Here is a 19,996-nt window from a genome sequence, read left to right as displayed (position 1 = left end):
GCTCTTTGTTGGAATTATTCGCCGGATCATATATCGGTTATGAATGTTTATACACGCAGAAAATAGGCTAGGTGGATTCAGCCCGGCTGTTCTAGGCTGCGCCCATGTTCTTCACTGACCGAAGGTAGCCCCGATGGATTTCGCCTATTCGCCCAAGGTGCAGGCACTGCGCGAGCGTGTCAGCGCGTTCATGGATGCATACGTGTACCCGGCCGAGCCGGTGTTTGAGCGCCAGGTCGCCGAGGGCGACCGCTGGCAGCCCACCGCGATCATGGAGGAGCTCAAGGCCAAGGCCCGCGCCGAAGGGCTGTGGAACCTGTTTTTGCCCGAGTCCGAGTACGGCGCCGGCCTGAGCAACCTTGAGTACGCGCCGCTGGCCGAGATCATGGGCCGCTCGCTGCTGGGGCCCGAGCCGTTCAACTGCTCGGCACCGGACACCGGCAACATGGAGGTGCTGGTGCGCTATGGCAGCGAAGCGCAGAAGCGCCAGTGGCTGGAGCCGCTGCTGCGTGGCGAGATCCGCTCGGCATTCGCCATGACCGAGCCAGATGTTGCCTCGTCGGACGCCACCAACATGGCCGCCACCGCCGTGCGCGATGGCGATGAGTGGGTGATCAACGGCCGCAAGTGGTGGACCTCCGGCGCTTGCGACCCGCGCTGCAAGGTGATGATTTTCATGGGCCTGTCCAACCCCGACGGCCAGCGCCACGAGCAGCACTCGATGGTGCTGGTGCCCACCGATGCGGCGGGGGTGAAGATTGTCCGCCCGCTGCCGGTGTTCGGCTACGACGACGCCCCCCATGGCCACGCCGAGGTAGTATTCGAGAACGTGCGGGTGCCGTATGACAACGTGATTCTGGGCGAGGGCCGCGGCTTCGAGATCGCCCAGGGCCGCCTGGGCCCGGGCCGCATCCACCATTGCATGCGCTCGGTCGGCATGGCCGAACGCGCGCTTGAGCTGATGTGCAAGCGCTCGGTGCAGCGCACTGCCTTCGGCAAGCCGCTGGCGCGCCTGGGCGGCAACGTCGACAAGATCGCCGACTCGCGCATGGAAATCGACATGGCCCGCCTGCTGACCCTGAAGGCTGCGTACATGATGGACACCGTGGGCAACAAGGTGGCGCGCAGCGAAATCGCGCAAATCAAGGTGGTGGCGCCCAACGTGGCATTGAAGGTGATTGACCGGGCTATTCAGATTCACGGCGGCGCCGGGGTCAGCGGCGACTTCCCGCTGGCCTACATGTACGCCATGCAGCGCACCTTGCGCCTGGCCGACGGGCCGGATGAAGTGCACCGGGCAGCGATCGGCAAGTACGAGATCGGCAAGTATGTGCCGAAGGAAATGCTGCGCAGCGGGCGGTGAGGGATTGCGAAAAATGTCGCCGCGTAATGGCCTTCCGTATCTGTTGTAGGACGTTTCTGAAGCGGTGCCTGGCCCGGTTTTTCCTGCCGCTGCGCTGCTAGTTTCCCGTGCTTTGCATAGGGAAGCGTGCGTATGAGCCGGGTTGAAATTGCAGGTGTCGGGCAGGCGCTGGATGGCGATGCCACCACCACGGGGGCGGTGTGCATCGCCAGTGAAGGCGCCCATCGCGGTGACGGCAGAGCAGTGTTGCGTATGGGGGATTCGACTACCGAATGCCCCAGGTGCAAGCAGGTGGGCACGGTTGCCGAAGGCATTGCCTGGTTCATCTCCCAAGGCCGGGAGGTAGCGTTCGACGGGGCGCTGGTTGCCTGTGGTTGCCCGCTTGGCAGCAACCGGGTGGTGGCGCCGCTGGGCAGCATGCCGGCGCCTCGCTCGGCACCTGTCGCTGCTGCGTCCTCATTTTCGGCGCCAACCCAGTCCCCGTTGGCGTCGCCTGCGCCTGGCTCGGTGCTGGAGCCGGGTTTCCATATCGTGCGCCGGAGCATGTCCGGCCCGAAGGTGCTGGCCGAGCTGCTGGCGCACGACCACAGGCTGCCGATGGCCCGGCTGCAACGCCTGAACCCCACCTTCGAGCAAGGCTTCAAGGCCGGCGAAATCTTCGTCCTCGGCGACCCCGACAACCACCACGCCTGTACCCGCGAAGAAGCCGACCTGATGGCGGCGGCGCAGCGCGCGCGGGAGGCGCTGGCGGGGCTCGACGAGCAGGAGGCCAACTTCATGATGGAGTACATCGGCGAAATTGCCGGGGTGCTCAGTGGTGCCAGCCAGTCGATGGGGGTGGGTAAGGACATGTTGTCGCGCGGGCTGGGGCAGGTGGCTGACACGCTCAAAGGCATCGAGCAGTTGCACCAGCGTGAGTTCGGCTTGCATGGGCACCTGAAAAGCCCGCAGTTCTTCGCTTCGCGACAGGCGTTGTACCAGCAGTTGGACGCGCAGTTGCGCAGTGCGTTCCTGGGCAAATACCTCAACCTCGGCGGGCATGAGAGCCTGCGCAAGGGCTTGGGGATTTCCACCAAAAGCCTGGTGCACCACTGGTCCAAGGCCGGGGCGCCGGGGGCGATACCGGGGTATGCGACGCATCTGGATGAGGTGGCGAAGATGGCTCGGTATTTGAAGTATGGTGGCTATGTTGGTGTGGCAGTTGGGGCAAGTTCGTCGTATCTGAAAGTTCAGGAGGCGTGCAAAGCGGGTGAAACAGAAGCGTGCAAGAAGATTCGGTTTACAGAAACAGGTGGCTTTGCGGGCGGTTTGGGGGGCGGTGTTATTGGTGGAGTTGCGAGTGGTATTGCGATAAAGGCTGTCTGCAATTTTGGCGTCTGGGGAAAAGCGGTCTGCGGTATCGCAACTGTTGGAGTGGGCTCATTCGCCGGCAGTGGCGGGGGCGTAGCCGGAGGAGAATGGCTGGGCGAGTTTCTTTACGAAACTACGCATGATTGACTTGAGCGGGTGGCCCGCCAGCCTGCGGCTCATACTGATTGCCCTACCGTTTCTGTTGATCATCACGGGGGGGCTGATCAATACCTGTATCGCAGGCACAAGGCACTTCGATGTCATGTGCCGCGCCTTTCGTCGCAGTAGTGGCCTTCAGGATGAAATTCTGATTTGGGGGACGCTCAGCCAGAAGTCACGCATGATAATTGTCAGCGCCATGACCCTGGGCCTGATATGGCCGTCTTTAGGTCATCGTAAAGGATGGTTGAGTATCGAGGACACCAAGGATTTTCCGGTCTACCTGAGCAGGCTGATGAAAACCAGCAGCTACTGCTTACTGTCGGGCTTCGCAATCCTGTTCTTGCTGATCGGCTTCACGAAACTCACCCGATCATGATTGGGGGCTGGGGTCAAAGTACCCGGCTCAGCCCCCGGCGCTGCCGCGCTTCGAGCAGTAGCTGGCAGGTTTTTTTGGCGCTGAAGGGGCGCAGTTCTTTGACTCGCGCCGGGCCTTATACCAGCAGTTGGACGCGCAGTTGCGCAGTGCGTTTTTGGGTAAGTACCTGAACCTTGAGGGCATGAGCGCCTGCGCAAGGGCTTGGGGATTTCCACCAAAAGCCTGGGGCAGCACTGGTCCAAAGCCGGGGCGAGCTACCTGCGGTATTTTGGTTATAGGCGCTTCCTCTTTTGGCGCAAGCAAAGTAGGGGCGTCTTTGGGAGAGAGCGGAGGGGAGTTGCTGTACGAGGTGGCCTATGATTGATTTGAGTTGGTGGCCTGTGTGGGCCAGGTTGGGGTTATTACTTGCTCCTTTTCTTATCGGTTTGACGGGGCTGGCCATTGTGCTTCACATCGCAGGCTCGCGACATTTCGAAGTCATGTGCGAATCCCTGAAACGAAGCCCAGGTCTTCATGAAGAGTTGAAAAATGGCGGCGCATTTACATTGAAATTTCGACTTCAAACGGTGAGCGCGATGACGGCGGGAATGATTTGGCCGGCATTAGGTATTCGCCAGGGTTGGTTGAATGCACAGGATAGTGAAAATTTTCCGCCTTATTTGAGAAAGCGTATGAAGCTTGGTATGTATTGCGTGCTTGCAGCTTTTGGTTGTATGGCTTTTTTTGCGCTTTTGGTTGGTTTTAAAAGTGTTTGATACGTCTGACAGTTTCACAGGTGGTTTGGCAGGTAGTTCCTTAGGAGATCAACCAGCTCTATCAGCTGTGCTGTCGCGCAGAGAACGGGTCTTGTAGAGCACCACGGGCCCTGTGGGAGCAACTGTCTTATTCAATTTCTAAAATCTAGCGCGATCCCTGTAGGAAGCGGCCTTGCCGGGGCGCCGTCCGGTCGAGATGGGCTGCGCAGCAGCCCCGGCAACCTTGCATGAGGCCGAGGCCTTGGGGCCGCTTCGCGACCCATCTCGACCGGACGGCGCCCCGGCAAGGCCGCTTCCCACAGAGACCGCGTTAAATCAATGAGTTGTAGTTTGTTCTAGGAGAAGGGGCTGGGCGGTTACGCGATGCGGGCCGTTTGTCGTTTCAAACCCATTAGTGGGGCTGTTTGTGGGCTTGCTGCTGTTGGTGTGGTTCCTTATGCAGGTAGTGCAGGGGGGAGCCTTTGGCGAGGCCATAGCAGATTTCATTTATGAGGTTGCCTATGATCGACCCGGGTAGTTGGCCGACCATGATAAAGCTGACCTTGCTTCTGATGCCCGTATTCATGGTGCTCGTCGGGATAACTATTATCTGGCTGGTCGCGGGTACGCGGATGCTTTTTGTAATGTGCGAAGCTTTTAAAAGCAGCCCGGGGATAGACGAAGATCGAAAATTATGGGGTGCCTTGACGTTGAAGTCGCGTAGTTTGATTGTTTGCGGAATCAGCGTTGGCATGATCTGGCCCGCACTGGGGGTTCGCCAAGGTTGGCTGAGCATGGGGCCTTCAAATATCTTTTTGGTGTAATACAGCTGGGGCTGTACTGCTGGTTGTTACTTATTATTTATTTGTCAGCTAAACCTGTTGGGGTGGGGCGTGTGTGAGCCAAAGCTACCGCGGGCCGCAAAGCTCAAAGCACGGTAAGCCCCAACCCTCGCAGCAGAATATTCGCCTGCGCCTTGGAAATGATCGCGCCTTTGAACAGCTTGGCATCCGCAAGCTGCAGGCCGCCCAGGTCGGCGTCCCTCAGGTCGGCGCCATCGAAGCGGGCGCCCACGACCCGGGCATGGGCAAGGCTGCCGCCGTTGGTGAAAACGGCCTTTCTGAAATCGCACCCTGAAAGGTCAGAGTCACTGAAGTCCAGGTTATCCAGGGTGGCTTTGTAAAACGAGATACCGGACAAGTTGGCACTGTTCAGGCGGCACTCGGAAAATGCCAAGCCCAACGATGAAACGTCGTTGAAGTTGGAACCTGTGAGTTTGCAGCCGTCGAAGTTAGCCTGGGACAGGCGGGCACGCTGCCAGTTTGAATTGTTGAGGTCACTGTTACGAAACTGCGCGTCGACCAAGCTTGCGCTACGGAATGTGGCTGCCCCCAGGCGGTACCCCAACCAACGTGTCTCATCCAGCGTGGCATATGAAAAGTCTGCTTCGTTGAACAAGCATTGCTCGAACAAGGCACCGGTAAGGTCTAAACGTTTGAGGTCCTGATGGCTGAAGTCGACCTTGTTGAAGTGCAAGGGCGCAGTGTGTTGTTTGATGATTTCAGGTAAGGGCTGAAGTTCAAGCGTTTCTTGAGTAACCAGGGAGTACGAAGGGGTTGGGTTCATGGGTTGGCGCCTGAAATTCAATCGGCGTACAGGCTATTTACGGCACCTGTTCAAGTCAATATTGACAACTTTTAGCGGGGTGTGAGCAAAGCCTGCGGAAAAATGATCGGCCAGGCGTTTGCCCGCCGTGGTTCATTCGGGTAGAACATCCCGACATTCCGCTGCGCAACCTGTGCCCATGCCCACCTGGACCATCACCGCCACCACCCGCCCGGCCACCGCCGAAACCGTGCGCTTCATCGACACTGCCCGCCGCCAGCTTTTCCCGCTGCTGGCCGACTCGCCTCTGCCGCGCGACCTTGCGCACTTCAACGAAACGTATATCGATGGCCCCGGCCACTTCCTGGTCGCCCACGCCGATAACCAGCTGATCGCCGGCATCGGCTACCTGCCGTACGATCACCGCTTCACGCAACTCGACTACCACGCCCGCAACACCGTCGAAATCGTGCGCCTGTTCGTCACCCCCGGCTACCGCCGCCATGGCCTGGCCGCCGCGTTGTTCGGCGCCTTGCGCGAGCATGCGGCAGCGGCGGGGGTCGAATGCCTGTATTTGCACACTCACCCGTTTCTGCCGGGGGCGATCCGCTTCTGGGAGCGGCAGGGCTTTCGTATTGTCGATATCGAGCCGGACCCGCAGTGGCAGACCACCCATATGGAGCTGGTGCTCGGGTAAACGCCCTACAAGGCCACGCCAATGTTCAACATCTGGTTCATTTCCATCCCCGCGCCATTTGCATAGGGTTTGCGTTCCAACCAAAAAAGGAGCCAACCCCATGCCGGAACTTGCCCTGTACAAAGTCAGACTGCTCAACGAATTCGAAGCCCGCGAAGACGACTGGACCTTCGGCGACTTCGAGCGCCGCCTGACCCAGGTAAAGCCCGCCGCCAACTACCAGGACGCCAAGGGCATCATCAACGCTGGCCACCGTGACGGGCGCTGGCCAAAAACGGTGAAGCGTTACCTGCTGAGCAACTTCAAGGTGTTCGGCAATGTCAGCGTCGAGTTCAGCGAAACCTTCTCTCACGTGATGGACAGCCTCACGCCGCAGGAACGGGTGCAGTGGCAGCTGAATTGAGGTGCTGACAAGGCGAAACGTCATTTCTTAACTTTAATGGGCTATGATTAAGTTAACGATGTCAAGAGGATTCCGCAATTGGCGAAGTAAGGGATGTAAATGATTACTAGTGTCCTGTCTCGGGAATAAGTTCTCTTTTGGCGAGTGGCCTGGGGGGCGGCCAAGGGGCCGCGATGAAGTCATAGCAGGGCTATGGCGAGGATTAGCAACGCAGGCCGGGCGCCCAAACCGCCGTCAAAAGTGAACAGCTTATTCGGAGGCAGGACACCAGTGTTCTGGCTAAATTTCGTTATTTAAAAATTGCGCAACTTATAGCCTCTGAGCTTTTTGTGTAGTGGCTCTATTCGGCACTCCTGCGGATCAGGTGAGTGCGAGTACTTGAGATCAATGCCCGTATCAGCCGCGTTTTGAACGATAGGCTGGTACGGGGAAGTTTGGTGTGCGTGCGATTGCGTGAAAGTTAATTAGTGCCTCAGGCTAGAGCGTTCTTCCAGATAGGGCATTCGAGGTGGTGCGTGCTTTTTATAATGTAATCTGGAATCGCCTTGCTATCTCCGCCTATGAGCTGGTGAAGAGATGTCAAGAATGACTTGTAAGCAAGCTTTCCGTGGCATTGGTCCAGTGAAAGTGGTGTTTTTCCATCTCGGGGTAAGAACTTTGAGTCAGCTGGAGGCTTAGGTTTTAATTTGGCTTTTGTGCGGAGTGCTGTCTTTCCTTGAATTCGAATGGTGTCGTATAGACGTTCTTTGATGACAGCACGCGCACTTCTTGTTTTTGCAGTCAGGTCATCTCGTTTGATAGCCAGAGCATTGATGAGAGCGTTTTCAATTTTGGCCGCATCTGCATAGCCATTTAGACTTTGTTGCAGGTGATTAGTGTCCAGAAATGAATGTTCTATGTCGTTGCCAGGTGTGAAGATCTCTTGAATGTTAGTGCCGCCCTCGTATTCAAGCCAGGCTTCAAACAGCAGCCTTTCGAAGTCCATTTCTTCTGCCGTTCTGAAGTCCCGGTCGCGATGAATGACAATTTTTGCATCGGGGCGAAGCCTGCTTAAAAGAATCGCGAGTTGACGGGCACCAGGTAAATTTGCGCATCCGTTGTAAGAGATTATTGAAACTGCCTTGTTCGTTTGTGCAGCGACGAATGGCTTGATAAGGTCTGTATCTTTGTCTTCAGTGAGTAAGATGGTTTTGTACTTTTGTTGAAATACGTCAGCACCTAGCGTCAACGCGCCAAGCTCCATTAAAAGTGGGATGGCAGGTTGCTGACCAGCCTGTACGACAACTTCCTTTCCTGAGCTGAGCCATACAATGGACGCGTCAGGGTCATTTTGCAAAAGCTGAAGGAATTGTGGTGAATGTGTTGCGAGGACAATTTTTGTCAAGCTATTTGAAGAAAGAATTTTCAATGCGGAATGGAGTTTGGCTTGGCTGTCAGCGTGTAAGTGTGCATCGGGCTCATCAAGCAGTAAGAGAGGTGGTTCATAGAAGCAGGCATATGCAAGTATTTGAATTACTTGCAGCATCCCAGTTGAAGCCATGTCGAGTGTGAAGCTCTTTTCTAAGTACCAAACCTCTACGTTAATGTATCGCTCTTTACTTCTGTCATGCTTTACGTAAACACGTGCCCCTTCATAGCACTCATTAAGATAGGTTGAGAATGCTCTCCAGGAGGAGGTCTCGGGAAGTTCATCTATGTCAATTTGCCAATTAACCCATTCGCTAATTGTTCTGTCGTCAAGGTCTTTCGTGAAAAGATGATCTAGAAGTGTTCTGAGATAAAGGTTGGCGTCCCCATGCATTGCCGCTGCGTCTAATGCACCGCGTGTGCGCCATTCTTCACGGATAGGAATTCCAGATAGGCCTGGGGTGAAGATCGAAAATGGATGGTTGCGATCTCCGAGGTTAGAGATCAGGGATTCATTACCCTCGTACTTCAAGGCCAGGTTGGCATTTTTTCCTCGAGTAATTGCAACTTTTAGGTCTATGGGTTTTGGAGCTTTGGTGGTGTTGTCATGAATTATGCATTGAAAGCCAAGTTTGATTGACTTGGTTTGGCTTGCCGGTTCTTCAAATCTCAAGTCGAGAATGGTTTGGGTTGGCCTGTAGAATACATCTTCGTTAGCCAAGGTTTTATGGAATTCTATTTTGTTATTTCTATTTATGTTTTTAAAGCTGGCTTGGCAGATTGAGGTGCATAGTTGAGCGGCTTGCAATATGCTGCTTTTGCCGCTCGCGTTTCCGCCAACAATTGCAGTAATGGGCTTTACTGCGATTTCTTGTTTTTCAATTTTTTTGAAATTTTCGATGTATATTTTTTCTACAGATATTTTCACGGCGAGGATCTCATTCATCCAACAAGAATTTTCTTGGATTGGATCCTATTTTCGGATAATGGTCAATTGCCACCATGCATTGGCTGCTATCTTCGGGCTGCTCAAGAGTTTGGTTGGGCTAACTCGTTTACTACAGCCTCCCGGCTAATGGCCACTCCACCGCCACCCTAACCTGATCCCCATCCAGCTCCGCCTGCGCCGTATCCCCCCGGTGCACGTTATGCCGCAGCGAGAACGTCAGCCCCTTGGCCTTGCCGCTCTGCACCACATAGCGCGCCTCCAGGTCGCGCTCCCAGTGCTTGCCATCCTTGCCATACCCCAGGTACGCATACCCGCCAGTAGGGTCGACATGCGTGCCGTCGATATCGAACCCGCGCACATACAGCGCCGTCAGGTTCAACCCCGGCACGCCGAATGCGCCCATGTTCAGGTCGTAGCGGGCCTGCCAGGACTTTTCGTTGGGGGCATTGAAGTCGGACATCTGCACGGCGTTGGCGATAAAGATGGCGCCGCGGGTGACGTAGTCGAACGGCGTGTTGCCGTCGACCTGCTGCCAACCCAGGCTGAACGCGTGGGGGCCTTGGGCGTAGCGGCCGACCAGGCTCCAGGTGGTGTTGTCGATGCGCCCGGACAGCGCCTTGCCGGTGTCGGTGGTGCGGTACAGGTTCAGGTCCAGGCTGACGCTGCGCTGCTCGTCGATGGCGTGGCTCAGGGTGCTGTCGAGGTAGTGCTGGTTCCAGCTGTCTTCGTAGCGCGAGGTGTACAGGCTGGCGCTGACATTGGCGTTGGGGTTCCACACCGCGCCGGCGAGGTCGAAGGCGTTGCCCTGGCGGGCGTTGGAGTAGTTCACCACAAAGCCCTGGTTGTGGCTTGAGGCGTTGCGGTCGGTGCTTTCGTTGAAGTGGCCGGCCACCAGCTTGAGTTTGTCGATTTCGTTGCTGGTGAGGAACCAGCCGGTGGCGGTCTCGGGCAGCAGGCGGCTGTCGGATGAGCTGAACACCGGGGTTTTCACCCGTTGCTCGCCGTAGGACAGCACGGTGTTGGACAGGCGCAGCTTCACGGCTGCGCCGCCACGGCTGTATTCGTTTTTCGGGTGGCCGGCGTTGTCCACGCCCAGCAGGCGCGCCTTGCCGGCGCGGCCGCCGCCGCTGTCCAGTTGCACGCCCTGGTAGGCGTGGGCATCCACGCCGATGCCGATCAGGCCCTGGGTAAAGCCCGAGCTGAAAGTGCCCATCAGGCCGTAGGCCCATTCCTCGGCCAGGCCGTTGCGTTCGCTGCGTGGCTTGTAGGCGTTGCGTGCGGCGCTGTTGCGGCCACCGTGCTTGTAGTCGCGCTGGTCATACACCATGCGGTTGAGGATGCTCCAGCTGCTGTCCTCGATGAAGCCGTTGGCCTGCGATTGGGCGGACTCGGCCAGGGCCATCGGGCTCAGGCCAAGCAGGGGCAGGGCGATGAATACCTTTTTCATTGGCCGGCCTCCAGTTTTTGCAGCTGCGCGGCCAGGCGCGCCTTGGCCCGGGCCGGCAGGCCGTCAGGCAGGCTGGCGCCCTGGCTGTCGCCGACCTGGATCAACATCACCATGCCCATGGCCAGGTGCGGGATGCACTGGATGCCGTACAGCCCGGGCGCCTCGAATACCTGCTCGAAGGGCTGGTTGAGCTTGCTCTTGAACGCCGTGGCGCCAGCTGGCAGCAGGGCGGGCAGGCTGGCGGCGTTGTGCCCGGCCTGGGTTGGCACAAAGCGTACGCTGTCGCCGGGGGCGATGTGCAGGTGGTCGGGCACATAGACCATGGCGCCGTCGGCGCCGCGGTTGAGCATCTGCACTTCATGCACCTCGGCCTGGGCGGCGGCGGTGGTCAGCAGGGTGGCGAGCAGCAGGGCGGTGGTGGAGCGCGGCAACATGGGCGGAACGTCCTGGTTCAGGGGGCGCGAAAGCGCAGGATGCGCGCGCCGTCGTAAGGGTCGGTGAGGTAGTGGGCGTGTACGCCGAAAGTGCTCAGCAGGCGCTCTGGGGTGAGCACGCTTTCGGGCTGGCCGAGGGCGACCAGGCGGCCCCGGTCGAGCACTGCCAGGCGGTCGCAGGTGAGCGCCTGGTTGAGGTCGTGCAGGGCCACCAGGGTGGTCACCGGCAGGGCCTGCACCTGTTGCAGCAGGCCCAGCTGGTGCTGGATGTCGAGGTGGTTGGTGGGCTCGTCAAGCAGCAACAGTTGCGGGCGCTGGGCCAGGGCGCGGGCGATGTGCACGCGCTGGCGCTCGCCGCCAGACAACTCGCGCCAGATGCGCTCGCGCAGGTGGCTGGCGTCCGCGTCGGCCAGGGCTTGGTCGACGATGGCGCGGTCTTGCCGGCCGAACGGCGCCAGGGCCGACAGCCACGGCGTGCGGCCCAGGGCCACGGCGTCGAACACGCTGATGGCGTCTTGCGTGTCGGCCTGTTGCTCCACCAGGGCCAACAGCTGGGCGATGCGCCGGCGCGGCAGCTTCGCCAGGGGCTCGCCGAGCAGTTGCACGCTGCCGCTGCTGGGGGTACGCAGGCCGGCCAGCAGCTTGAGCAGGGTGGACTTGCCCGAGCCGTTGGGGCCGACGATGCCCAGCGTCTCACCGGGGTTCACGGCAAGGTCGATGCCTTGCAGCACGTCGCGCCCGCCCAGGCGCAGGCTCAAGTTGTGGCAGGCAAGGGGGGCGATGGCGAGGGGGGGCATGGCGGTCATGGGCGCCCCCGGCGGCTGACCAGAATCAGCGCGAACACCGGCGCGCCGATCAGCGCGGTGACCACGCCTACCGGGATCACCTGGCCGCTGATCAGGGTGCGCGAAAGGATATCGGCCAGAATAAGAAACAGCGCGCCACCCAGCGCACTGGCCGGCAGCAGACGGCTGTGGCCCGCGCCCAGCAGCAAACGCAGGGCGTGGGGGATGACCAGGCCGACGAAACCAATGGCGCCGACAATCGACACCATCACCGCGGTCACCAGCGCCGCGCAGCTGATCAGCAGCAGTTGCGTGCGGCGTACCGGCACCCCCAGGGAGGCTGCCGAATCGGCGCCGAAGGTGAAGGCATCCAGCGCGCGGCGGTGCCACAGGCACACCACCAGGCCCAGCAGCGCCACCGGCAAGGCCAGCCACGCCGAGGGCCAGCGCACGCCGCTGAGGTTGCCCAGCAGCCAGAACATGATGCCGCGGGCCTGTTCGGCGGTGGCCGATTTGGTAATCAAAAATGCGGTGAGGGCATTGAACAGTTGCGAGCCGGCAATGCCGGCCAGAATCACCTGGGCATTGTTGTGGCTGCTGCCGCTGGCCCGCGACAACAGCAGCACCAGGCCAAAGGCCGCCAGCGCGCCGATGAAGGCGCCGCCGGACAGCGACAGCGCGGCACCACCCAGCCCCAACAGGCCCACCGCCACCGCGCCGGTGGAAGCACCGGCGGACAACCCCAGCAGGTAGGGCTCGGCCAGCGGGTTGCGCAGCAGCGCCTGCAAAATCACCCCGCAGGTAGCCAGCCCGGCGCCGCAGGCTGCGGCCACCAGGGTGCGCGGCAGGCGGTAGTTCCAGATGATGCCGGCGTCGATCGGGTCGAGCACGTGGCCGGCCTGCCACAAATGGTTGGCCAGCACCTGCCACACCACCTGCGTGGTGACGCGGGTTTCACCGATGGCGATACCGGCCAGCAACGCGGCCAGCAGGGCCACCATTGCAGCAAGGCTCAGGGGGAACAGGCGGCTCATGGTTGCGGCGCTTTACCCGTGGCGAAGGCGGCGGACAACCGCTCCAGGCCCGTGAACAGGCGGATGCCGGCCTGCATGGCGTCGGCGTCGAGCACGATGATGCGGCCGTTTTTCACCGCCTCCATGTTCTTGGCCACCGGGTCGTTACGCAAGAAATCAAGCTTCTTCTGGTAGTCGTCGGCGGGGAAGCGGCGGCGGTCCATGCGCGCGATGATCAGCCAGGTGGGGTTGGCCTTGGCCAGGGTTTCCCAGCCCACGGTGGGCCATTCTTCGTTGGACTCGACCACGTTGCGCACGCCCAGGGTCTGCAGCATGAAGTCGGCCACGCCCTGGCGGCCGGCCACGTACGGGTCCATCTCAAGGTCGGCGCTGGAGAACCAGAACAGCGCGCTGGTGTGGCTCAGGTCCTTGCCGGCCAGTTGCTGGCGGGCGTGATCCAGCTGGCCCTTGAGCTCGGCGTTGAGCTGTTGGCCACGGGCCTGCACGTCGAAGATTTCGGCCAGTTGGCTGACGCTCTTGTAGATGCTGTCGACCTTGAACGGCTGCAGGCGGGTGCCGTCGGCGCCCACCAGGTTGTCCTTGCCTTCGCAGTCCGAGGGCAGCAGGTAGGTGGGGATCTTCAGCTCGTCGAACTGCTCGCGGGTTGCCACCACGCCCTGGGCGCCGACCATCCACTCGAACTGCACCGCCACCAGTTGCGGGCGCTTGCCCACCACCGCTTCGAAGCTTGGGTCGTTGTCGGCCAGGCGCGGCACCTTGGAGTTCTGCGCGGCGTACTCGGGCAGCACGTTGTTGAACCACAGCGAAGTGCCGGCCAGCTTGTCGCCAAGGCCCAAGGCGTAGAGCATCTCGGTGCCGGCCTGGCCGATGGTCACGGCGCGCTCGGGGGCCTGGGCGAAGGTCTGCGGGGCGCCGCAGTTGTCGACGGTGAGCGGGTAGTGGGTGGCGGCGGCCTGGGCGAGGCCAGTCAGCGACAGGCCGGCGAGCAGGGCGGCGAAACGGGGCAGCATGGTGGGCGATCTCCTATCTACGGTGCACGGAATGAACGCACGGACAGGCATCGCCGGGCCCGTCGCGCAGGGCGAGGGGCAGCACCCGCAAGGGGTGGAGATGGCCATCCCGGACACCCCGCCGGTTGGTAAATGTGTGCCGGCAGGTCTCCTGACTGGTGCGTCCTGGCCCGGCGCCAGCCTTCCCGGATACATGATCCAGTGGCATCGATGGCGCGGGCTCGGCACCTACAGTTGCGGGGGCAGTTCCCTTTGGCACGCGCTGGGCGGGCTGGGGATTCCCTATTAATTCCTGGTGGAAACCGGCGGCGGGCATGGTAGACCATCGACCGGCCGGTGGAAATGGTTTTGACCGTTGCAGCCTTGTCGCGGGGCACACCCGCTGCCACGCCAAGCCCCGTGTGCGGGCTTGTGGGAGCGGGCTTGCCCCGCGATCGGCCGTCAAAGGTATTTCAGCCAGGCGATATCACGCCGACGCGCCTTCAACCGGGCAAACCAGCGCACCGGCAGGTACAACGCCGCCGCCAGCAGCACCGAGCCCAGCCACACCGCGCCAATGCCGTCAAAGCCGAAGTACTCGCCATGGTTCTGCCCGAACAGCGCCACGCAGGCCACGTACAGCACTTTCAGCACATACAGGTGCAGCAGGTAGAAGAACATCGGTGCGGCGCCGAATACCGCCAGCACGCCGATCCAGCGGGCCGCGCCTGCGCGCTCGAAGCCGCGCAGCAGCAACAGGCCGCAGCCCAGGGTCAGGCTCAGGAACAGCAGCGACGGGGGGTATTTGGTGATGTTGAAGAAGCTCATCAGGGTCTGGGTGAGCGCCGGGTAGCTGTGCCATGGCGCTTCGCCGTAGCCGTTGAGCAGGCGCAGCACCACGAAGCCCAGCAGCGCAGCGCTGCCGGCCAGCAGCAGGTGCTTTTGGCGTACGCCGGCATTGCTGCTGCGGCCGAACCACGGCCCCAGGGCGTAGCCCAGCGCGATCACGCCAATCCACGGCAGCACCGGGTAAGAGGTGCGCAGGCGCAGGCTGTCGGACACCTCCAGCCAGCCACGGTCATGCAAAATTGCCCACGGCACGTGCATCGCCGACTCCGGGCCAAAGTGCAGGCCGTCCAGCAGGTTGTGCCCGGCCACCAGTACCACGCCCAGGGCCACCAGCGCGGCGCGCGGCAGGTACACCAGCAGCGACAGGGCGATCATGCTCACGCCGATGGCCCAGATCACCTGCATGTAGATCACGCTCGGCGGCAGCTGGAAGGTCCAGGCGAAGTTCACCAGGGTGAATTCCAGCACCACCAGGAACAGCCCGCGCTTGAACAAGAATGCCGACACATCGGCGCGGCCCTGGTACTTCTCGCCGTACAGGTAGGCCGACAGGCCCGTCAGCAGCACGAACACCGGTGCGCACAGGTGGGCCAGGGTGCGGCTGGCGAACAGGCTGGGGTCGGTGACATCGACGTTCATCGGGTCGCTGACCTGGCGGTGCAGGAAGAAGGTCTCGCGCACGTGGTCGAGCAGCATGAACAGGATCACCAGGCCGCGCAGGGCATCGATGCTCTGCAGGCGCTGGGTGAGCAGGGTAGGGGTGGCTGAGGCGCTTGTCATCGGGGTTGGGTCGCAGGCAGGAATGGGTGTCAAATGAAACGTTATCTTATAACTATTTATTCATTTTGGCACAGCCATTTTTTGCCATGCGCGAGCGCACAGCCCGCTAGGAGCCGGCTTGCCGGCAATAGGGCACGAATCGGCGACACAAAAAACCGGGGCTGCGCAATGGCAGCCCCGGTTCTTCGTAGCATGGCGCGGGCGGTGCCCGTGATCGCCGGCAAGCCGGCTACAGGAGGTGGCGTCAGTGGCTTTCGACGACGGTCCCGGCCACCACACGCACAGCTTCAGGGGCAGGGGTGCCCAAGGTCACCGACCCTTCATAGGCGCGCAAGCTGCGGCACAGGCTGTAGCCGGTCAGCAGCATGTACAGCGCGATCGGCAGCCCCACCACGATACTGGCCATCTGTATCGCCACCAGCCCGCCGGCAATGATCAGGCTGGCGGCGATGGCGCCCTCCAGCACGCACCACATCACCCGCAGCCAGTTCGGCGGGTCGATGCTGCCCAGCGAGTTGAGCATGCACAGTACCTGGGTGCCGGCGTCGGCGGCGGTGACGAAGTGCACCGCCAGCAGCAGGCACACGATCACGCTGAGGATGGCGCCCACGGTGGGGCCGTCCAGGCGCTCGAGCAGGGTGAACATCGCCGTGGTGGTGTCGTGGCGGGTGGCCTGCAGGATCGGGCCACCGGTAAAGTCGCCGGCCACGCTCTGCTCGGCCACCGGCAGCGCGGCGTGGGCCTGGCGTGCCTGCTGCTCGTCCTTGAGCGCCGAGCCGCCGAACACCGCCATCCAGATCATGGTCACCAGGGTGGGCACCAGCAGTGCGCCGAACACCAGCTCGCGGATGGTCCGCCCGCGGGAAATCCGCGCGATGAACAGGCCCACGAACGGCCCCCAGGTCATCCACCAGGGCCAGTAGAAGGCGGTCCAGCTGTTCTGCCAACCGCTGTTGGCCTGGCTGTCGGTCCAGAAGCTCAGGCCGACGATGTTCTGCACGTAGTCACCGGCCGACTCCAGCAGCAGGTTGAGCAGGTAGTTGGTCGGGCCCAGGGCCAGCACCACCAGCATCAGGCCGATGGAGATCCACATGTTCACCGTGCACAGGCGCTTCATGCCCTTGGAAAGGCCGGCCACCAGTGAAATCGAGGCAATCACCGTGACCACGGCGATGATGCCCAGCTTGAACGACAGGCTCACCGGCACGCCGAACACGTCGTTAAGCCCGGCGTTGATCTGCTCCACGCCCATGCCCAGCGATTGCGACACGCCAAAGGCGGTGACTGCCGCACCGATGATGTCCACGGTGTGGCCGATGGGCCCGTAAATGCGCTGGCCGATCAGCGGGTAGAGCACCGAGCGCAGCGCCAGCGGCAAGCCTTCGCGGTAGGCGAAGTAGGCCAGGCCCAGGCCGATCACGGTGAAGATCGCCCAGGGGTGCAGGCCCCAGTGGAACAGGGTCAGGCGCATGGCCATGGCCGCCGAGGCGTCGGATAAGCCTGGGGTGAAGGGGTTGCTGGCGTAGTGCAGCACCGGTTCTGCAACCGACCAGAAGATCAGCCCCACGCCCATGCCGGCGCTGAACAGCATGGCGATCCAGGCTGGGAAGCTGAACTCCGGGCGTTCGTCCGGGCGGCCCAGGCGCAAGGTGCCGTAGCGGCTGAAGGCGACCACCACCAGCAACACCAGTACGCCGCTGACCAGGGCGATGTAGAACCACTTGAGGTTGTCGAGGATGGCGTCGGAGGCACTTTTGAATACCCCGGCGGCCTGTTCGCCCTGGGTGGCGCACAGGGCCACGAAGGCCATGACGATAAGCAGTGACCACACTGTCACCGTAGGGTTGAGGCCTTTGAACAGGCCATGGTTTGCACGCATCGGCTATTTCCTTTTTATTGTTGCAAGTCGCGGGGCACAGGGGCTGCGCTTGGCTTTGTCGCTGAGTGGGGGGTGCAGGATTGTTCGGCGGGAGGGTTTGCCTGTTGGTTGGAGGTTGATTCAGAAGCTCGTGGGAGCGGGCTTGCCGCGCGATAGCGATGCCGAAGCCGATACCGCTATCGCGGGGCAAGCCCGCTCCCACGCTGTTCGCCGCAGCCGCACGGATGCCTCGGAAATTGCAAAAGGCGCCCGCAGGCGCCGTGTCAGAGGTCGATGACCAGGTCCGAAGTGGGCCGGCTGCAGCACAGCAGGCGCAGGCCCTTGTCGATTTCACGCTGGCGGATGCCGCCGTTGTGCTGCATCTGGACACTGCCCTCCAGCACCGCGCTCTTGCAGGTGCCGCACACCCCCTGGCTGCAGGAGGAGGGCACCACCGCGCCGGCCTGTTTGGCCGCGGCCAGTACGGTCTGGTCGGCGCGCATGGTGAAGGTCTTGCCCGAGCGCGCCAGTACCACGGTGAAGCTGTCCTGGGGCTGGCCTGCTGCCGGCGCCGGCGCCCGGGCCGGTTCCGGCTCGGCGCCGATGTCGAAGCTCTCCTGGTGGTAGTGCTTCAAGTCAAAGCCGCCATCGCCGAGCAGGGCCTTGGTCGCGTCCATGTAGCCCTTGGGGCCACAGGTGAACACTTCGCGCTCCTTGAAGTCGGGGATCTGCCGTTGCAGCTCCTTCAGCGACAGGCGCCCCAGCGGGCCGGCCCAGTCGGGTTCGTCGCCTGAGCTCTCGCAGAAGAACAGCGTGCGCAGGCGCGGCATGCTCTTTTCAAGGCGCGCCAGTTCATCGCGGAAGATGATGTCCTTGGGCGTGCGCGCGCTGTGCACGAAGACGATATCCAGGTCGGCGTGCAGGTCGGCGGCTGCCCGGGTCATGGCCATCAGCGGGGTCACCCCGGAGCCGGCCGACAGGTACAACAGCTTGTGCGAAGGGCCCGCCACCGGGGTGAAGATGCCCGCCGGGCCCGAGGCCGCTAGCGCGGCGCCGGCATGCAGGTTGTCGTGCAGCCAGTTCGACACCGCGCCCCCCGGCACCCGCTTGACCGTGATCGAGAAGGTGAACGGCCGGGTCGGGGTGGACGACAGGGTGTAGCAGCGCGACACGCTCTGCCCGTCGATCACCGGCGACACGGTGAGGAACTGGCCGGGCTCGTAGGCCAGCGCCTGGTAGTCCGGGCAGTGGAAGGTGAAGGTCTTCACGTCGTGGGTTTCGGCCACCACGCTCAGGCATTCGATGCGCTTGCCTTCGCCGCTGCCCCACTGGGCGCCGAAGGCAGCCCAATGGTCGGTGTCGGCGAAGCGCTGGTCGGCGCGCAGGGCAGCGATGTTCTGGTACTGGGTCATGGCATCACACTCCGTGGGCGGCCAGGCGCGAGGCATACCAACGCGCGAACTGGTCGACGTAGGGCTCGGTGAACACCGAGTAGGCGCCGGGCACGAAGGCCGGGTCCTGGGTGCCGCTGTGGGTGATGGCCACCAGCGCGGCGTCCTGCTGGGTGGTTGCCACCCACACTTCGGTGAGCTTCTGCAGGTCGTAATCCACGCCTTCGACGGCGTCCTTGTGCACCAGCCACTTGGTGCGCACCAGGGTTTGCTCGGGCGACAGCGGGATGATCCAACTGATCATGGCGTGGTCGCTCATCACGTGGCACCACGCGTTGTTGCCCCACAGGTGGGTGTCGCCCAAATCCTTGCGGGTGAGGTTGCCCAGCAGCTTGGTGCAGGCCACTTTAGTGTCGAGGGTTTGCGACTCGCCGCTGCCGGCGATGATCATGCGCTGGGTGCGGAACTGGGTCGGTGCGTCGTCGGCCAGGTGCTCGACGGTCTGCCACAGCAGGCCCGAACGCTCCCAGTCGGCTTCGATGCCGGCCTTGCGGATCTGATAGGCATCAAAGGAGGCGCGGGCCTCGTCGGTCATCTCGTCAAAGCTCACGCCGAGGTCTTCGGACTGGTACGAGACGATCAGTTCGGGGTGGGTGCCTTCGCAGTGGTAGCACTCACGGTTGTTCTCCATCACCAGCTTCCAGTTGCCTTGCTCGACGTAGTCCAGCTCGTAGGCAATTTTGGTGTTGGTCAGGTCGAACGGGGCGAAGCGCGGGCCCATCACCTCTTCGAGGTCTGCGATGTCCTCGGGCGGGTTGTCGCTCAGGCAAATCAGAATGTGCGCGCCGATCACCTTGCAGTGCACCGGGATCAGGCTGCGGCACTTGGGGTCGAAGTCCTTGCCCATGTTCTTGACGTGCTTGAGGCTGCCGTCCAGCTCGTAGGTCCACTGGTGGTAGGGGCACACCAGCATGCCGACGGTGGACTTGCCGGGCGCCTTGAGCCGGGCGCCGCGGTGGCGGCAGACGTTGCGGTAGGCACGCACCTGTTCGTCGTCGTCGCGCACGATCAGTACCGAGGCCTTGCCGATGTCCACGGTGAATACATCACCGGGTTCTTCCACATCGGCGGTGACTGCAACTTGAATCCAGTGTTTATAGAAAAAGATATCCAGGTCGGTGTCGAAGATATCCTGGCGACTGTACAGTTCGCCGGCCATGCCCACGCCCGGTTGACGCGCGGCAATAAGGGCCCGATGAGATTTGAGGGAGGCGGTTATCATGTGAAACCTCAGGCACTTTTATTATTGGATAAGCAAGGCTTTATATGGGCTTGATTATCAAAGTGGCCTAAGGGAGCGTCAATGCGGTTAATTTTCCGCTT

18 protein-coding genes and 1 riboswitch are annotated in these 19,996 nt (G+C 61.5%); of the genes, 7 read left to right on the top strand and 11 right to left on the bottom strand.

What is annotated here, in order from left to right; all coding sequences use genetic code 11:
* Positions 1–133 precede the first annotated feature (133 nt).
* The 5 genes from KSS93_RS18985 (at position 134) to KSS93_RS18965 (ending at position 4,809) form a co-directional block, all read left to right on the top strand.
* Positions 134–1,363, top strand: coding sequence for an acyl-CoA dehydrogenase (locus tag KSS93_RS18985; RefSeq protein WP_217885499.1), 1,230 nt, complete (start codon positions 134–136; stop codon positions 1,361–1,363).
* A 132-nt stretch (positions 1,364–1,495) separates the two neighbouring features.
* On the top strand, positions 1,496–2,860 hold the full coding sequence (locus tag KSS93_RS18980) for a PAAR domain-containing protein (RefSeq protein ID WP_217885498.1): 1,365 nt from the start codon (positions 1,496–1,498) through the stop codon (positions 2,858–2,860).
* On the top strand, positions 2,853–3,251 hold the full coding sequence (locus KSS93_RS18975; protein ID WP_217885497.1) for a hypothetical protein: 399 nt from the start codon (positions 2,853–2,855) through the stop codon (positions 3,249–3,251). The genes KSS93_RS18980 and KSS93_RS18975 overlap by 8 nt, the downstream gene beginning before the upstream one ends.
* A 356-nt stretch (positions 3,252–3,607) precedes the next feature.
* Positions 3,608–4,006 (top strand): hypothetical protein, encoded by a 399-nt coding sequence (locus KSS93_RS18970; RefSeq protein ID WP_217885496.1) that lies wholly within the window; start codon positions 3,608–3,610, stop codon positions 4,004–4,006.
* Positions 4,007–4,506: 500 nt separating this feature from the next.
* The gene (locus tag KSS93_RS18965; RefSeq protein ID WP_217885495.1) at positions 4,507–4,809 is read left to right on the top strand and encodes a hypothetical protein; all 303 of its coding nucleotides are present in this window, start codon (positions 4,507–4,509) and stop codon (positions 4,807–4,809) included.
* Positions 4,810–4,912: 103 nt separating this feature from the next.
* Here KSS93_RS18965 and KSS93_RS18960 read toward each other — a convergent pair whose 3' ends face one another.
* Complete coding sequence (locus KSS93_RS18960) at positions 4,913–5,611, bottom strand: pentapeptide repeat-containing protein (protein WP_217885494.1); 699 nt, start codon at positions 5,609–5,611, stop codon at positions 4,913–4,915.
* Between the two features lie 178 nt (positions 5,612–5,789).
* Here KSS93_RS18960 and KSS93_RS18955 point away from each other — a divergent pair, with 178 nt between their 5' ends.
* Both KSS93_RS18955 and KSS93_RS18950 read left to right on the top strand, forming a co-directional pair.
* Positions 5,790–6,287, top strand: coding sequence for a GNAT family N-acetyltransferase (locus KSS93_RS18955; RefSeq protein WP_217885493.1), 498 nt, complete (start codon positions 5,790–5,792; stop codon positions 6,285–6,287).
* A gap of 100 nt (positions 6,288–6,387) precedes the next feature.
* On the top strand, positions 6,388–6,690 hold the full coding sequence (locus KSS93_RS18950) for a hypothetical protein (protein ID WP_217885492.1): 303 nt from the start codon (positions 6,388–6,390) through the stop codon (positions 6,688–6,690).
* A 472-nt stretch (positions 6,691–7,162) separates the two neighbouring features.
* Here the strand turns inward: KSS93_RS18950 and KSS93_RS18945 are convergent, their stop codons facing one another.
* From KSS93_RS18945 to KSS93_RS18900, 10 genes are all read right to left on the bottom strand, one after another.
* On the bottom strand, positions 7,163–9,043 hold the full coding sequence (locus KSS93_RS18945) for an AAA family ATPase (protein WP_217885491.1): 1,881 nt from the start codon (positions 9,041–9,043) through the stop codon (positions 7,163–7,165).
* Positions 9,044–9,155: 112 nt separating this feature from the next.
* A complete protein-coding gene (locus tag KSS93_RS18940; protein ID WP_217885490.1) occupies positions 9,156–10,493 on the bottom strand; it encodes an OprD family porin in 1,338 nt (445 codons plus the stop codon).
* Positions 10,490–10,927, bottom strand: a complete 438-nt coding sequence (locus KSS93_RS18935; protein ID WP_217885489.1) for a pseudoazurin — start codon at positions 10,925–10,927, stop codon at positions 10,490–10,492. Before KSS93_RS18935 ends, KSS93_RS18940 begins: the two co-directional genes overlap by 4 nt.
* Before the next feature lie 17 nt (positions 10,928–10,944).
* Positions 10,945–11,733 (bottom strand): ABC transporter ATP-binding protein, encoded by a 789-nt coding sequence (locus KSS93_RS18930; protein WP_217885488.1) that lies wholly within the window; start codon positions 11,731–11,733, stop codon positions 10,945–10,947.
* Positions 11,730–12,746: a FecCD family ABC transporter permease gene (locus KSS93_RS18925; protein WP_217885487.1), complete on the bottom strand. Its 1,017-nt coding sequence runs from the start codon at positions 12,744–12,746 to the stop codon at positions 11,730–11,732. Before KSS93_RS18925 ends, KSS93_RS18930 begins: the two co-directional genes overlap by 4 nt.
* Positions 12,743–13,756, bottom strand: coding sequence for an ABC transporter substrate-binding protein (locus KSS93_RS18920; protein ID WP_217885486.1), 1,014 nt, complete (start codon positions 13,754–13,756; stop codon positions 12,743–12,745). The genes KSS93_RS18925 and KSS93_RS18920 overlap by 4 nt, the downstream gene beginning before the upstream one ends.
* 124 nt (positions 13,757–13,880) lie before the next feature.
* Positions 13,881–14,078: riboswitch (cobalamin riboswitch) on the bottom strand.
* A gap of 119 nt (positions 14,079–14,197) precedes the next feature.
* Entirely contained in the window at positions 14,198–15,364 is a 1,167-nt protein-coding gene (locus tag KSS93_RS18915) for an acetyltransferase domain-containing protein (protein WP_217885485.1), read from the bottom strand.
* A 244-nt stretch (positions 15,365–15,608) separates the two neighbouring features.
* The gene (locus tag KSS93_RS18910) at positions 15,609–17,243 is read right to left on the bottom strand and encodes a BCCT family transporter (RefSeq protein WP_217885484.1); all 1,635 of its coding nucleotides are present in this window, start codon (positions 17,241–17,243) and stop codon (positions 15,609–15,611) included.
* 263 nt (positions 17,244–17,506) lie between these two features.
* The gene (locus KSS93_RS18905) at positions 17,507–18,634 is read right to left on the bottom strand and encodes an FAD-binding oxidoreductase (RefSeq protein ID WP_217885483.1); all 1,128 of its coding nucleotides are present in this window, start codon (positions 18,632–18,634) and stop codon (positions 17,507–17,509) included.
* A gap of 4 nt (positions 18,635–18,638) precedes the next feature.
* Positions 18,639–19,895 carry an aromatic ring-hydroxylating oxygenase subunit alpha gene (locus tag KSS93_RS18900; protein ID WP_217885482.1) on the bottom strand — a complete coding sequence of 419 codons (1,257 nt, stop codon included), beginning with the start codon at positions 19,893–19,895 and terminating at the stop codon, positions 18,639–18,641.
* Positions 19,896–19,996 lie beyond the last annotated feature (101 nt).

This window comes from Pseudomonas xanthosomatis (genome assembly GCF_019139835.1).
Lineage (GTDB): Bacteria > Pseudomonadota > Gammaproteobacteria > Pseudomonadales > Pseudomonadaceae > Aquipseudomonas > Aquipseudomonas fakonensis.
The sequence above is the reverse complement of the archived record's forward strand: the minus strand, read 5'-3'. Positions and strand labels throughout refer to the sequence as shown.